Here is a 13,675-nt window from a genome sequence, read left to right as displayed (position 1 = left end):
CACCTTGCATCCCTTGCTTTCGAACAGGCAGTCGCGCCGCCCCGACCATAACCGCCACCCCCGTCCCCTGCCCATGGCCAATCTCGCCCGCCGGGCCCCACCGGGGTCGGACCGTCCCCCTCCTGACGGCGCGCCAACCCTCAATATCATGACAATGCGCACCATAAGGTGTGCGGCATGAGTACGGAATCCCTTGATCCACCCCAGCCCGTCCCCGAGCCGGAGTCCCCGGGCAACCCACTGCACGACGGCAGGCCCGACGCCACCGTCATCACCATCGGCGTGCTCGCCGTGGCGGCCGTCGTCGCCTGGGCGTTTCTCGGCAAGAGCTCGTTCGAGAGCGCCTCGTCCACGGCTCTCGCCTGGGTCCTCAACAACTTCGCCTGGCTCTTCGTCATCGCGGCCGACGTCTTCCTCCTCATGTGCCTGTGCATCGCACTGAGCAGGTTCGGCCGGATCCGGCTCGGCAAGGACGGCTCGGAGCCCGAGTTCACCAACCTGGCCTGGATCGCGATGATGTTCAGCGCGGGCATGGGCATCGGCCTGATGTTCTACGGGGTCGGCGAACCGCTCCAGCACTACGTCACCCCGCCGCCCGGCTCCGGTGCCGCGGCAGGCACGGGTGACGCCGCCCGCGCCGCCCTGGAGTACTCCTTCTTCCACTGGACGCTCACCCCGTGGGCGATCTACGGCATCGCGGGGCTCGCCCTGGCGTACGCGACGTTCCGCAAGGGCCGTGGAAACAGGCTGAGTTCGGCCTTCGTGCCGCTGCTCGGCGAGCGCCGCGCGGAGGGCTGGCAGGGCAAACTGATCGATCTGCTCGCCGTCTTCGCGACCGTCTTCGGCACCGCGACCAGCCTGGGGCTCGGCGCCCTCCAGGTCGCCAAGGGCCTCAACATCGTGGCGGGCGTGGACGACACCAAGGGCGTCGAGCTGATCATCATCGCCTCGCTCTCGGCGGCGTTCGTCCTGTCCGCGTTCTCCGGCCTGCACAAGGGCGTGAAGTGGCTGAGCACGGCGAACATCGTGCTGGCCGCCCTCCTCATGCTCTTCGTGTTCGTCCTCGGCCCGACGGTCTACATCCTGGACGCGATCCCGGCGTCGGTCGGCGGCTACCTCGACCAGCTGCTCCCGATGGCGACCCGCACGGGCGCGTTCGGCGACAGCGAGTGGCTGGGCGCCTGGACGATCTTCTACTGGGCGTGGTGGCTGTCCTGGGCGCCGTTCGTCGGCACCTTCATCGCCCGCATCTCCCGGGGCCGTACGATCCGCGAGTTCCTGATCGGCGTGCTGCTGGTGCCCAGCGGGGCGACGGTGGTGTGGTTCTGCGTGATGGGCGGCTCCGCGATCCGCCTCGACCAGACGGGGGTCGCCGATCTCGCCGGTTCGGTGAAGGACGGCGCGGAAGCGTCCCTCTTCGCGATGCTGGACGCGCTGCCGATCGGTACGGTCACCTCCTGCATCGCGATGCTCCTCGTCATGACGTACTTCGTGACGAGCGCCGACTCGGCGTCCCTGGTGATGGGCTCGCTCACCGCCCGGGGCTCGCTGCACCCGCCGACCTGGCTGGTGGTGCTGTGGGGCGTGCTGATGGCGGCGGTCGCGGCCGGTCTGCTGGTCGCGGGCGGCCTGAACTCCCTCCAGACGGCGACGATCCTCGTCGCGCTCCCCTTCGTCCTGGTCATGCTCGGACTGTGCTGGGCACTGATCAAGGAGCTGCGCGAGGACCCGGGCGCGGGCCCGGCCCGCCACCACGCGCTGCACGGACTGCGGGACGCGGTACGGGCGATGGTCGGCGACGCGATCACCGAACACGGCCCCGACCGACGGCACCCGAGACTGCGGCGCGCGGCCAAGTCCCGTACGGACGAGTGAGGTTCGACAGCTAGCGGGGCGGTACGAGGGAAGGGGCACGGGAGTCGACTCCCCTGCCCCTTCCGTGTGTTCAGTACGTCCGCACCGCCGTGCCCCCTCCCGCCCCACGGTGTGGGCGCGAGCGGGCGCACACGGCGCGCCTACGCTGGACGGGTGACCCAGGAACTGCAGGACTACGCCACGTACATCGCCTCGCTGCCCCGCGTCCTCGCCGGAGCCGCCGCCCTCTTCCGCGACGGGGAGGGCCGGGTCCTGCTCGTCGAGCCGAACTACCGCGAGGGCTGGGTACTGCCCGGCGGAACGATCGAGTCCGACACGGGCGAGACCCCGCGCAGGGCAGCGCGTCGCGAAACCCTCGAAGAGATCGGCCTGGACGTCGAGCCCGGCCGGCTGCTCGTCGTCGACTGGTCCCAGCGCGAGGGCCGGCCACCGATCGCCGCGTACCTGTACGACGGCGGGGTCCTGGGCGAGGAGCAGCTGGCCTCGATCCGGCTCCAGGAGGAGGAACTGCTGTCCTGGCGGCTGGTCCCGGTCGACGAGGTGGAGACGTACGCGCTGGGCTCCCTGGGCGGCCGGATCCTGGCCGCACTGGCCGCGCTCGCGGACGGGGCGGGGGCCGTGGAGCTGGAGAACGGGCGGCGGGTCGCGCCGTAGGGTGGGCATTCAGGGGCGCGGGCAACTGTGCGATCAGCCACGGCGTGCCCGCACGACGCCCACCGGCACCCCCACCCGCACCCCCCGCTCCAGCCCCAGCGTGACCGTCACCGATGCCACGGCCAACACCCCCATCGCCACCCCCGGCGAGGTGAGCTGGGCGATGCCTCCCGCGAGTGCCGCCCCCACTCCCTGCATCGCCAGCATTCCCGACGTGTGCAGCCCCAGTGCGTGTCCGCTCAGGTCGTCGGGGGTCAGGGCCATCAGCCGTTCCTGCAGCAGCAGCGTGGCCGAGAAGCCGACGGACGCCACCAGCACCACCACCAGGGCCACCGGCAGCGAGGGGTGCAGGAAGAACACCAGGTACGGGGCCGCCAGCAGCAGCCGCAGTCCGGGCCCGCTGCCGGCCCGCCACCCGGGCGGCACGAACCGCCCCACCACCGTGTCGCCGATCAGCATCCCCCACGCCGCGAAGGCGAACAGCAGCCCCGCCTGCCCGGGCTCGTACGGTACGAACAGCGACTCGCAGCCCACGATCAGCCCGTTCGGCACGCACAGCATGAGGTAGACGTACCGGCGCGGCTTCGACGACCAGAGCAGCGCGTTGGTCCGCCAGGTCTCGCCCACCGATGCCCGTCCGCCCGCCCGCGGCGGCCTGCGGGTCAGCCCGAAGCGCGCGCACGCCGCCGACCCGAGGTAGAGCGCGGCGGCGACGAGCAGCGCGCCCCGCGGGGACATCAGGTTGACCAGAAGCCCACCGGCGGCGAATCCGCAGATCTGCATCGCGCCGTTGGACATGTTCAGCACGGAGCGGCCGATCAGGAAGCCGTCCCGGACGAGGATCTCGTTGAGGAGTCCGTACGTCACTCCCCCGCCGAGCGACGCGAAGACGCCCAGCGTCAGCAGGACCGCGAAGGACGCGCCCACCGGCAGCCCCGGTATCGCCTGGACGGCGGTGGCCAGGCCGAAGAGCAGGCCCATGCCCGCGAGTGCGGCGCGCGGCGGCAGCCGGTCGGCGGCGGACAGGAGGGTGCTCGCGCCGACGAGCTGCACGAGGGAGGGCCCGAACATGGCCAGCGAGGACAGCAGCGGCGAACCGGTCGATGCGTAGATCAGGATGCCGAGGGCGAGGCCGGCGACGGTCTGCGCCGCCGACTTCATGGAGACGGTCAGGAAGAGCGGGGTGAACTCGGGCTGCCGGAACAGCTCGCGGTAGGTGTGCATGGGAGGAGTGTCGGAGCCGGTGATCGGACGGCGTTACTGTTTCGCACCAGGGCGAAACAATCTTCGGGAGAGCGGTGACCGTGGGCTGGTGGCAGGTCGACGCGGACACGCTCGCGGGCGGACGGTTCGTCATCTCCCCGCTGAGCGAGGCGATTTCGAGCCTCAAGATGCTGCAGCGGCACGCCCCCGCCTCGCATGCCGGTGAGCGTTCCTGGCTCGCCGCCCATCTCCCCGCCTTTCGCCGCAGGCTCGCCGACGACCCGTTGACGCCGCTCCTCCTGGAGGCGGCGTTCCGTCCGGACTGGAACGCGGACTTCATCACCCCCACCCCGGCCGGCACGGGCGAGCAGACCTTCGCGCAGGAGGTGGCGCGGATCCGCGCCGCTCCCGCCGATGCGGTGCTCGCCGATCTGACCGTCGCGCTCGGCGGTCCGCCGCCGCCCGCCCTGCACCGCGACGACCTCGCGGAACGCGCCGCCGACCTCCTCGACTGGGTGTGGCAGCGGACCGTACTCCCCCAGTGGCCGCACCGCCGCCGGGTCCTGGAGGCCGACATCGTGGCGCGCACCGCCCAGTTGAGCCGGGGCGGCTGGGCGGCGGCGCTGGACGACATGCGGCCGGGGATGCGCTGGCTGGGCGGCGACCGGCTGCAGATCAACACCCAGGACTTCCCGCCGCGCGAGGCCTCCGGGGCGCGGCTCCTCTTCGTCCCGGTCAGCTTCGGTACCAGCTGGGTGTGCTGGGAGGGGCCGCACCGGTTCGCCGTGGTGTACCCGTGCGCGGGCTCCCTGGCGGAACCCGGCCGGCCGGCGGCCCCGGAGGCCCTGGGAGCACTCCTCGGCCGGGGCCGGGCGGGGATACTCGTCCTCCTGGACTCCCCGAAGAGCACGTCCCAGCTGGTCGCGCTGACGGGGCTCGCGCTGGGTTCGGTGGGCCGCCACCTGAAGGTCCTGCTCGATGCCCGTCTGGTACGGCGCAGGAGGGCGGGGCGGTCGGTGCTCTACTACCGTACGGAGGCCGCTGATCTACTGGTGAACTCGCAGACGGAGAGCCCTTCTTGACGATCACTCAGCCGACCGTACCCCGGACCCCGGCCCGTCTCCGCCGGGCGGTCGTGACCGTGTACGCGGGGGCGCTGCTCATCGGTACGGTCACCCACCTCGCGGACCTCTTCGCCCATGGCCTGCGCCCGCACCCCGAGTTCGCCCCGTGGTGGCTCGACCTGTACTGGACGTCGCTGGCCGTGCTCGATCCACTCGCCCTGTTCCTCGTCGTACGAGGAGCGGTACGGGGCCGCAGCGCGGCCGGGGTGTGGCTGGTGTGCGCGGTGATGGCGACGGACATCGCAGCGAACGCGTACGCGACGTACGGGCCGCTGCACAGCCGCGTACAGGAGGCGCCGGGGCTGCAACGGCTGCTGCTCTTCGGGCTGTTCGTGGCGGTGACGGCGCGGTGGCTGGCACGGGACTCGCGGCGCGCGAATCACACGTAGTCGCACGTAGTCGCACGTAAATGGCGTCGCGCCGGCCGCGTCCGGCTGCGTAACCTCCGCCCATGACTCTTGTCGCGATCCTCAGCGGTGCCGGTGTCTCGACCGATTCCGGCATCCCCGACTACCGGGGCCCGAACGGGTTGTGGCGGCGCGATCCCGAGGCCGAGAAGCTCGTCACGTACAGCTACTACATGGCCGACCCGGAGATCCGCCGCAGGTCCTGGCTGATGCGCCGGGAGCGGACGGCCCTGGACGCCGTGCCCAACGCCGCGCACCGCGCGGTCGCCGAGCTGGACCGGCGGGACGGTTTCGCGGTCCGGGTGATCACGCAGAACGTGGACGGGCTGCACCAGCTGGGCGGCATGCCGGACCGCAAGGTGTTCGAACTGCACGGTACGGCGCGGGCGGTGGTCTGCACCCACTGCAAGGTCCGCTCCTCGATGGACGAGGCCCTCGCCCGGGTGGACGCGGGCGAGGCGGACCCGCGGTGTCTGGCGTGCGGCGGGATCCTGAAGTCGGCGACGGTGATGTTCGGGGAGTCGCTGGATCCGGTGGTACTGGGCAAGGCGCTGGCCGTGACCAAGGCGTGCGAGGTGTTCGTGGCGGTCGGGACGAGCCTGGCGGTGCAGCCCGCCGCGTCGCTCGCCGGTCTGGCCGCCGAGCACGGGGCACGGCTGGTGATCGTCAACGCGGAGCCGATGCCGTACGACGGGCTGGCCGACGAGGTGGTGCGGGAACCGATCGGAACGGCGCTGCCCGCGCTGCTGGAGGGACTGGGGTAGGTAGCGGGGGCCGGTCCGGAAGGTCCGGTCTGGAATGGCCGGTCCGGAACGACGCACCTAGAAGAGCAGGCCCTCCTGTGCGGGCTCGCCCCGCTCCAGGGCGAGCAGCTGCTGCTTGCGTTCCAGGCCGCCGCCGTAGCCGGTGAGGCTGCCGCCTGAGCCGATGACGCGGTGGCAGGGGACGACGATGCTGATCGGGTTCTTGCCGTTGGCGAGGCCGACCGCCCGTGCCGCGCCGGGCTTGCCGAGGGCCTGGGCGAGTTCTCCGTACGAACGGGTCTCACCGTACGGAATCTTGAGCAGTTCGGCCCAGACGGTGCGCTGGAAGGGCGTGCCCTCCAGGTGGACGGGGAGGGTGAAATCCGTCAGCTCGCCCGCGAAGTAGGCGTTCAGCTGTGCGATCACCTCGGGGAAGGGCTCCGGGTCGCGGTCGCCGAAGGTCTCCTCCGGCGGCTGGTGGCGGTGGTTGACCATGTAGACGGCAGAGAGCACGCCGTCGGTGGCGACGAGGGTGAGCGGCCCGAACGGGCTCTCCATGAGGGTGTGTTGCTTGAACGCGGCCATGATGTGGATCAACTCCGTTACTTCGGGAGGTGGTTGATGGGGTGGGAGTCGGTCGCCCACAGGTACTGCACGGCGTACGCGCGCCAGGGCCGCCACGCGGCGGCGCGCGCGGTGAGGGCGGCCGGGGTGTACGGCAGGCCCAACCCCTGTGCGGCGCGCCGGATTCCGAGGTCGGAGGGGAGGAAGGCGTCGGGGTCCCCGAGGGCTCGCATCGCGATGACCTCGGTGGTCCACGGGCCGAACCCGGGCAGTTCGAGGAGCTGTGCGCGGGCCAGGTCCCAGTCGCTGTCGACGTCGAGGGTGAGGGATCCGTCGGCGAGGGCGGCGACGAGGGTGGTGAGCGTGGCACGGCGGCTGCGCGGCAGGGCGAGGGTTTCGGGGTCGAGGCCGGCGAGCGCCTCGGGGGTCGGGAAGAGGTGGGTGAGCCCGCCGTCCGGGTCGTCGACCGGCACGCCGTGCGCGGTGACGAGCCGGGCCGCGTGGGTGCGGGCGGCCGCCGTCGACACCTGCTGGCCGAGTACCGCGCGTACGGCGAACTCGGCGGCGTCGGTGGTGCGCGGCACCCGCCGCCCCGGCGCCCGTGCCACCAGCGGCGCGAGCAGGGGGTCGGCACTCAGCCGCGCGTCCACGGCGACCGGGTCGGCGTCCAGGTCGAGCAGCCAGCGGCAGCGGCTGATGGCGTGCGTGAGGTCGCGCAGGTCGGTGAGGGAGAGTCGGCAGGCGATGTGGTCGGGGCGCGGGGAGAGCGCCACGATGCCGTGCCCGTACGGGAGTTGGAGCGTGCGGCGGTAGGCTCCGGCGCGCCACTCCTCGATCCCGGGGACGGCGGTCGCGGCGAGGTGGCCGAAGAGGTTGTCGGGGTTGAGCGGGGCGCGGAACGGCAGCCGCAGGCTGATCACCCCGGGGGCCTGTACGTCCCCCTTCCGGCCGCGGGCCCGCAGCTCCCCGGGGGACAGGCCGAAGACCTCCCGCACCGTCTCGTTGAAGGTGCGTACGGACGAGAACCCCGCCGCGAAGGTGATGTCCGCCATGGGCAGCTGGGTCGTCTCGATCAGCAGCCGTGCGGTCTGGGCGCGCTGGGCGCGGGCCAGGGCGAGCGGCCCGGCGCCCAGCTCGGCGCGCAGCTGCCGCTCGACCTGCCGGGTCGAGTACCCGAGCCGGGCCGCAAGACCCGGCACGCCTTCGCGGTCGACGACGCCGTCCCGGATGAGGCGCATGGCGCGGGCGACGGAGTCGGCGCGGGCGTTCCACTCGGGGGAGCCGGGGCTGGTGTCCGGGCGACACCGCTTGCAGGCCCGGAACCCGGCCTGCTGGCAGGCGGCGGCGCTCGGGTAGAACGTCATGTTCTGCGGCTTGGGCGGGACGACCGGGCAGCTGGGCCGGCAGTAGATCCGCGTGGTCGTGACGGCGGTGAACACCCATCCGTCGAAGCGGGCGTCCTTGGACTGGACGGCGCGGACGCAGCGCTCGGTGTCGGTGTGCATGGCGCGGGTGTCCTGTGTGTCTTGTGCGTCCTGCGCTGCCGGAGTGAGTGACATGCCTCCAGCATCGGGCACTCGCCGCTGTCCGGCTGGCGGAAATCCGACATCGACCTGCGGGGACCTGTGTGTGGTCGGGCGGGGTACGGAGGCAGTGGCGAGCGGGGGAGGCGGTGGCGAGCGCGTGCGGTCGTGAGGGGGCGTGCCGCGGTGGGGGGCCGCCCCCTTGCCCACCCGTCCCGCCCCCGGGGGGCGGCCCCGCTGCCCAAGAGGGCTAGGGGATGGCGGCGTCAGCCGCCCGGGGGCAGGCATTTAGGGGCGCGGGGAACTGCGCGACCAGCCACGACGCACCCGCACGACGACCACCGGCCCGGCGGCCAGCCACCGCGCACCCGCACGAAGACCACCCACCGCCGCCCCCGGCTAGGGGACCCGTGCCGTCCAGTCCTCCGTTCCGAACTTCTCCGCCGCCAACTCCCGTGCCCGGCCCATCTCGTCCTCCGACACCGAGCCCTTCTCCAGCCCGTACCGCCCCCGGAACGACTCGATCATCCGCTCGATGACCGCCTCCCGCGCCAGTCCCGTCTGGCGGCGCAGCGGGTCGACCCGCTTCTTCGCGCTCTTCGTGCCCTTGTCGGACAGCTTCTCCTTGCCGATCCGGAGCACGTCCATCATCTTGTCCGCGTCGATGTCGTACGCCATCGTCACGTGGTGCAGGACCGCCCCGCCCGAGTCGCTGACCATGCGCTTCTGGGCGGCGCCCGCGATCTTCCCGGCGTCCGTGGCGATGTCGTTGAGCGGCTGGTACCAGGCCTTGACGCCCATGTCGCCGAGGGCGCCCAGCACCCAGTCGTCGAGGTAGGCGTAGCTGTCCGCGAAGGACAGGCCCTGGACGAGTGCGGTCGGCACGGAGAGTGAGTATGTGATGGTGTTCCCGGGCTCGATGAACATCGCGCCGCCGCCGCTGATCCTGCGCACGACCTCGATCCCGTGCCGGTCAGCGCCCGCCGGGTCGACCTCGTTGCGCAGCGACTGGAAGCTGCCGATGACGACGGCCGGGGAGCCCCACTCCCACACCCGCAGCGTCGGCGGCCGACGGCCGGCCGCGACCTCGGCGGTGATCACCTCGTCGAGCGCCATGTGCAGGGCCGGGGCCTGCGGGGCCTCGTGGATGAGCTGCCAGTCGTAGTCCGTCCAGTCCGTGGCGTGCGCGAGGGCGCGGCGGACCGCGATCGCGATGCCCTCGGCGGTGAGGCCGAACATCACCGTGCCCTCGGGGAGGGCGGCCTCGACCCGGGCGGCCAGGCCCGGGGCGTCGGTGTCGGCCGGGGCGCCCTCCAGGGCACGGTTGATGGCGAGGATGGCCTCGTCGGGCTCCAGGAAGAAGTCCCCGGCCACCCGGACGTTGCGCAGGACGCCGATCGCGCCTGCGGCACCCGCCGGATCCGCCGCGTCGGACTCGACATCGAGATCCACGACGACGAGCTTGCCGCCGGGAACCTTGTATTCACCGTGCACCGTGTTCCGCCTCCATCAGGCACCGCAGGGGTGGTTGTGACCTGCGACAACGCTATCCCGAGCCGGGACATTCCTCCCCTTCCCGGCGTTCCGCGGGACACCCCGGCCGCAGCGCGTTGTCAGTCCCGCGTGCTTTGCTGGACGGCATGATCGATAACTCGCTTGTCGCCGCTGTGGAGGAGGCCGTCCGCCGGGCAGCCGCCGACGAGATCATGCCGCGCTACCAGCAGCTCGCCGCGCACGAGGTGCTGGAGAAGAACGGCCCCTACGACCTGGTGACGGTCGCCGACCGGGGCGCCGAGGAGCACCTGACGGCCGCTCTCACCCGCCTGCTGCCGGGCTCGGTGGTGGTCGGCGAGGAAGCGGTCCACGCGGACCCCGCGGCGTACGAAGCGATACGGGGCACGGCACCGGTGTGGATCGTCGACCCGGTCGACGGGACACGGCAGTTCGTGCACGGCGAGCCGGGGTTCTGCACGCTGGTCGCGCTGGCAGTGGACGGCGAACTGCAGGCCTCGTGGACGTACGCCCCGGCGCTGGACGAGATGGCCGTCGCGGTGCGGGGGCAGGGCGCCTCGCTGAACGGCAAGCCGCTCCGGTCGGGCTCTCCCGCGCCCGGCAGTCCGCTCCGGGTGGCGATCTCGCACCCGGACTACACGACTCCGCAGGAGAAGCGGGCGCTGCTGGCGCTGTCGGTGGACGGGGTCGAGCCCCGGCCGTGCGGGTCGGCGGGCCTGGAGTACCTGGCGGTGGCCAGGGGCGAGCTGGAGTCGGTGGCGTTCTCCTGGGAACTGGCCTGGGACCACGCGGCGGGCCTGCTCCTGGTGGAGGAGGCGGGCGGCACGGACCGCACACGCACGGGCGAGCGCTACCGGATCACGGGCGGCAACGCACTGCCGTTCACGGCAGCCAGGGACACGGCGACGGCTGAACGGGTACGGGCGCTGCTGGCAGAGGCCTGAGCGACGGGCGAGTGGTTGGGCGGGTGGGAGGGAGAGAGGGAGGGTGAGTGAGTGAGTGGGGGGTGGGCTGGACGGGGCTGGTGCTCGCTCAAGCCTGCGGAGCGGGGGTCGTCATCCGCTCCCGCACCTCGTTCACCAGCGCGCCCGCCACCCGCACCGCCTCCTCGTCCAGTCCGTGCAGCGCCCGCGACGCCCGTTCGGTGAAGTCGGCCGGTGCGCAGGCGGTTCGGGCGGCCGCGGCCAGGGCGCCCTTCTCGTTCACGCACCACACCCGCCCGTGCGCCAGCATCGCCTGCGCCAGGACGCCGAGGGCGCGCGCGAGGCACAGCGCGACATGCAGTACGTCACCGCCGGCCACCGACTTGCGGGCGGCCGCGACCGAGAAGTCCGCCTCCCACGCCGCCCCGGTCAGCGCGTCGCGCAGGGCCTCCGGATAGTGCTGGGCCGCCGCCCGCAGTGCCGTCAGCCCGCCCGAAGGGTCCGCCAGCACGCGGCAGAGTGCGACCTCGCCCGCGTACGCGGGCGACCAGAACCCCAGCGGGTGTCCGGCCTGCACTCCGACCTCGAAGCGGCCCGCCCGGCAGTCCTCCCACACGCCCTCGACACGGTCGAGGTCGCGCAGGATCCAGTCGACCGCCGTACCCTCGACGGACAGCCAGGCCCCGCCGTTCACCCACGGCCCCCAGCCGCCCGGCCCGGCCACCTCCACCGGCTTCCCGGTGAACTCCGCGGCGAGAGAGGCGAGTTGGACGATGTCGGGCTCACCCCGGTAGTACACCCCCAGGTCCCAGTCGGAGTCCGGGCGGTGGGCGCCCCTGGCACGGCTGCCGCCGAGGGCCACGGCGTGCACACCGGGCACGGCGGCAAGGCGTTCGGCCATGGCGGCGACGGTCGCGTCGAAGGTGGTTCCGATGGTGCTGTTCACGGCGCGGACCCTACCCCCGCCGAGGCTGTCGGTGCACAGGAATACCCTGGGGCCCTGAAGTGACGTGGCGTGAGGAGTCCAAGGTGTCGCCGATGCTTGATGCAGTCGTCGTGGGGGCGGGCCCCAACGGACTGACCGCAGCCGTCGAGCTGGCCCGCCGCGGCTTCTCGGTGGAGGTCTTCGAGGCGAAGGACACCGTCGGCGGCGGCGCCCGTACCGAGGAGCTGACCCTGCCCGGCTTCCGGCACGACCCGTGCTCGGCGGTGCACCCGCTGGGCGTCGGCTCGCCCGCGTTCAAGGCGATGCCGCTGGAGCGGTACGGGCTGGAGTGGCTGCACCCGGAGCTGCCGATGGCGCACCCGTGGGACGACGGCACCGCGGCCGTGCTGTCCCGGTCGGTCGCGGAGACGGCCGCGTCGTTCGGTGCGCGTGACGCGGGTGCGTACCGCCGGCTGGTCGCCCCGTACCTGGGGCGGTGGGACACGCTCTCGCGGGACTTCATGTCGCTGCCGCTGACCGCGCTGCCGCGCCATCCGGTGACCCTGGGCAGGTTCGGCCTCGCCGGGCTGCCGCCGTCGACATGGCTGATGCAGCGCTTCCGCGACGAGAAGGCGAAGGCGCTGATCGCGGGCCTCGTGGCGCATGTGATCGCACCGCTGAGCGGGTTCGCGACGGGGGCGGTCGGCCTGATGTTCGCCCTGGCGGCGCACGAGAACGGCTGGCCGGCGCCGCGCGGCGGCTCGCAGGCCATCCCGGACGCGCTCACCGCGTACCTCCGCGACCTGGGCGGAACCGTCCACACCGGTTTCGAGGTGAAGCGCCTCGACGACCTGCCGCCCGCCCGCGCGTACATCTTCGACACCTCGCCGACCGCGCTCGCCCGGATCGCCCGCCTGGGCAACGCGTACGAGAACTACCGATACGGCGCCAGCGTCTTCAAGATCGACTATGCACTGGAAGGGCCGGTCCCGTGGACCGCCGAGGAGGCCCGCCGGGCCGGGACGGTGCAGGTCGGCGCCACGAAGGGCGAGATCGGCAAGGCGCTGCGGCAGGCCTCGGGCGGCACCGCTCCCGAGGCTCCCTTCCTGATCACGGCCCAGCCGAGCGTGACCGACCCGACCCGGGCTCCGGAGGGCAAGCACGTGTTCTGGGCGTACGGGCACGTGCCGCACGCGTGGGAGGGCGATCTGACGGACGCGATCGAGCGGCAGATCGAGCGGTTCGCCCCGGGCTTCCGGGACCGCGTGCTCGCTCGTGCGACGGCGGGGCCGCGCGAGCTGGTCGCGCACAACGCGAACTATGTGGGCGGCGACATCGCCTGCGGCGCCTTCTCCGGCCTCCAGGTGCTGCTCCGGCCGAAGCTGTCGCTGTTCCCGTACGGGACGAAGCATCCGGCGGTGTTCCTGTGCTCGTCGGCGACGCCGCCGGGGCCCGGGGTGCACGGGATGTCGGGGCACAACGCGGCGAAGGCGGTGTGGCGGAGGCTGCGGGCGGCGGAGCAATAGGAGCGGTAGCGGTAGGAGCAAGCAGGGGCGGGACCGGTAAGGGGCGTCTCGCCTCGCCGATCCTCGCCCGCCCCCGGAGAATGGCCGCATGGATTCCACGGCCCCGGACACGAACACGACCGCAGGCACGGACACGGGCGCGGGAACGGGCACGGGTGACGTCGGTCCCGACCTCGACCGCACCACCGCCTTCGACTACACCGCGTACATCCGGTCCACCCCCGACCAGATCTGGCAGGCCCTGACCGACCCGGCGTCCACCAGCCGCTACTGGGGCATGACCTTCGCCTCGGACTGGCAGGTCGGGTCGACGGTGATCTGGCAGGGGATGGGGCTCGGCGACGCCGACCCGGAGCAGGTGGTGCTCGCCGCCGAGCCGGGCCGCCGGCTGTCCTACACCTGGCACACCTTCATCCCGGCCTTCGCCGAGACCGTCGGCATGGACGAGGCGCTGCACGCGCAGCTGGCCGCCGAGTCGCGGTCGAAGGTGACGTACGAGATCGAACCGGCCGGACCGACCGTGACCCGGCTGACCGTCGTCCACGACGGCTTCGACAGGGGCAGCCTCACCCTCGCCATGATCCGCGACGGCTGGCCGCCGCTCCTCTCCAGCCTCAAGACGCTCCTGGAGACGGGCGAACCCCTGCCGGAACCCGAATAGCCCCGTGCCCCGAGCGGCACTGCTGCCCCGCTGCC

Annotated in this window: 13 protein-coding genes; 8 read left to right on the top strand and 5 right to left on the bottom strand. The window is 72.6% G+C overall.

Going from position 1 to position 13,675, the window contains the following annotated elements; genetic code table 11:
- The first annotated feature begins 177 nt into the window (after positions 1–177).
- Positions 178–1,875 carry a BCCT family transporter gene (locus ACH4SP_RS08125; protein ID WP_398411274.1) on the top strand — a complete coding sequence of 566 codons (1,698 nt, stop codon included), beginning with the start codon at positions 178–180 and terminating at the stop codon, positions 1,873–1,875.
- Between the two features lie 153 nt (positions 1,876–2,028).
- Entirely contained in the window at positions 2,029–2,529 is a 501-nt protein-coding gene (locus ACH4SP_RS08120) for an NUDIX domain-containing protein (protein WP_398411269.1), read from the top strand.
- Positions 2,530–2,562: 33 nt separating this feature from the next.
- Here the strand turns inward: ACH4SP_RS08120 and ACH4SP_RS08115 are convergent, their stop codons facing one another.
- Complete coding sequence (locus ACH4SP_RS08115) at positions 2,563–3,753, bottom strand: MFS transporter (RefSeq protein ID WP_398411265.1); 1,191 nt, start codon at positions 3,751–3,753, stop codon at positions 2,563–2,565.
- Between the two features lie 80 nt (positions 3,754–3,833).
- On the opposite strand from ACH4SP_RS08115, the gene ACH4SP_RS08110 reads away from it, so the two are divergent.
- From ACH4SP_RS08110 to ACH4SP_RS08100, 3 genes are all read left to right on the top strand, one after another.
- Complete coding sequence (locus ACH4SP_RS08110) at positions 3,834–4,814, top strand: ArsR family transcriptional regulator (protein WP_398411843.1); 981 nt, start codon at positions 3,834–3,836, stop codon at positions 4,812–4,814.
- A complete protein-coding gene (locus ACH4SP_RS08105) occupies positions 4,811–5,245 on the top strand; it encodes a hypothetical protein (protein ID WP_398411262.1) in 435 nt (144 codons plus the stop codon). The genes ACH4SP_RS08110 and ACH4SP_RS08105 overlap by 4 nt, the downstream gene beginning before the upstream one ends.
- A 62-nt stretch (positions 5,246–5,307) precedes the next feature.
- Positions 5,308–6,027: an SIR2 family NAD-dependent protein deacylase gene (locus ACH4SP_RS08100; protein ID WP_398411259.1), complete on the top strand. Its 720-nt coding sequence runs from the start codon at positions 5,308–5,310 to the stop codon at positions 6,025–6,027.
- 57 nt (positions 6,028–6,084) lie between these two features.
- On the opposite strand, the gene ACH4SP_RS08095 is transcribed toward ACH4SP_RS08100, so the two are convergent.
- From ACH4SP_RS08095 to ACH4SP_RS08085, 3 genes are all read right to left on the bottom strand, one after another.
- Positions 6,085–6,591 carry a methylated-DNA--[protein]-cysteine S-methyltransferase gene (locus ACH4SP_RS08095; protein ID WP_398411257.1) on the bottom strand — a complete coding sequence of 169 codons (507 nt, stop codon included), beginning with the start codon at positions 6,589–6,591 and terminating at the stop codon, positions 6,085–6,087.
- A gap of 17 nt (positions 6,592–6,608) precedes the next feature.
- The gene (locus tag ACH4SP_RS08090) at positions 6,609–8,075 is read right to left on the bottom strand and encodes an AlkA N-terminal domain-containing protein (RefSeq protein ID WP_398411253.1); all 1,467 of its coding nucleotides are present in this window, start codon (positions 8,073–8,075) and stop codon (positions 6,609–6,611) included.
- A gap of 417 nt (positions 8,076–8,492) precedes the next feature.
- The gene (locus ACH4SP_RS08085; protein ID WP_398411249.1) at positions 8,493–9,587 is read right to left on the bottom strand and encodes a biotin/lipoate A/B protein ligase family protein; all 1,095 of its coding nucleotides are present in this window, start codon (positions 9,585–9,587) and stop codon (positions 8,493–8,495) included.
- A gap of 146 nt (positions 9,588–9,733) precedes the next feature.
- On the opposite strand from ACH4SP_RS08085, the gene ACH4SP_RS08080 reads away from it, so the two are divergent.
- Positions 9,734–10,549 (top strand): inositol monophosphatase family protein, encoded by an 816-nt coding sequence (locus ACH4SP_RS08080; RefSeq protein WP_398411244.1) that lies wholly within the window; start codon positions 9,734–9,736, stop codon positions 10,547–10,549.
- An 88-nt stretch (positions 10,550–10,637) separates the two neighbouring features.
- Here ACH4SP_RS08080 and ACH4SP_RS08075 read toward each other — a convergent pair whose 3' ends face one another.
- The gene (locus ACH4SP_RS08075) at positions 10,638–11,429 is read right to left on the bottom strand and encodes a nucleotidyltransferase domain-containing protein (protein ID WP_398411841.1); all 792 of its coding nucleotides are present in this window, start codon (positions 11,427–11,429) and stop codon (positions 10,638–10,640) included.
- A gap of 137 nt (positions 11,430–11,566) precedes the next feature.
- Between ACH4SP_RS08075 and ACH4SP_RS08070 the strand changes: the two genes are divergently transcribed.
- A complete protein-coding gene (locus ACH4SP_RS08070) occupies positions 11,567–12,979 on the top strand; it encodes a phytoene desaturase family protein (protein ID WP_398411243.1) in 1,413 nt (470 codons plus the stop codon).
- A gap of 88 nt (positions 12,980–13,067) precedes the next feature.
- Complete coding sequence (locus ACH4SP_RS08065; RefSeq protein WP_398411240.1) at positions 13,068–13,640, top strand: SRPBCC family protein; 573 nt, start codon at positions 13,068–13,070, stop codon at positions 13,638–13,640.
- The last annotated feature ends 35 nt before the right edge of the window (positions 13,641–13,675 follow it).

The sequence above is a fragment of the Streptomyces sp. NPDC021093 genome (genome assembly GCF_044333135.1).
Classification (GTDB): domain Bacteria; phylum Actinomycetota; class Actinomycetes; order Streptomycetales; family Streptomycetaceae; genus Streptomyces.
This window is presented reverse-complemented; position numbering and strand designations above follow the sequence as displayed.

Bases quoted from the DNA above. Each gene is read 5' to 3' on its own strand.
- ACH4SP_RS08080 (WP_398411244.1), top strand. From the start codon at position 9,734: ATGATCGATAACTCGCTTGTCGCCGCTGTGGAGGAGGCCGTCCGCCGG.
- ACH4SP_RS08125 (WP_398411274.1), top strand. From the start codon at position 178: ATGAGTACGGAATCCCTTGATCCACCCCAGCCCGTCCCCGAGCCGGAG.
- ACH4SP_RS08075 (WP_398411841.1), bottom strand. From the start codon at position 11,429: ATGGCCGAACGCCTTGCCGCCGTGCCCGGTGTGCACGCCGTGGCCCTC.
- ACH4SP_RS08115 (WP_398411265.1), bottom strand. From the start codon at position 3,753: ATGCACACCTACCGCGAGCTGTTCCGGCAGCCCGAGTTCACCCCGCTC.
- ACH4SP_RS08070 (WP_398411243.1), top strand. From the start codon at position 11,567: ATGCTTGATGCAGTCGTCGTGGGGGCGGGCCCCAACGGACTGACCGCA.
- ACH4SP_RS08095 (WP_398411257.1), bottom strand. From the start codon at position 6,591: ATGGCCGCGTTCAAGCAACACACCCTCATGGAGAGCCCGTTCGGGCCG.
- ACH4SP_RS08090 (WP_398411253.1), bottom strand. From the start codon at position 8,075: ATGCACACCGACACCGAGCGCTGCGTCCGCGCCGTCCAGTCCAAGGAC.
- ACH4SP_RS08065 (WP_398411240.1), top strand. From the start codon at position 13,068: ATGGATTCCACGGCCCCGGACACGAACACGACCGCAGGCACGGACACG.
- ACH4SP_RS08100 (WP_398411259.1), top strand. From the start codon at position 5,308: ATGACTCTTGTCGCGATCCTCAGCGGTGCCGGTGTCTCGACCGATTCC.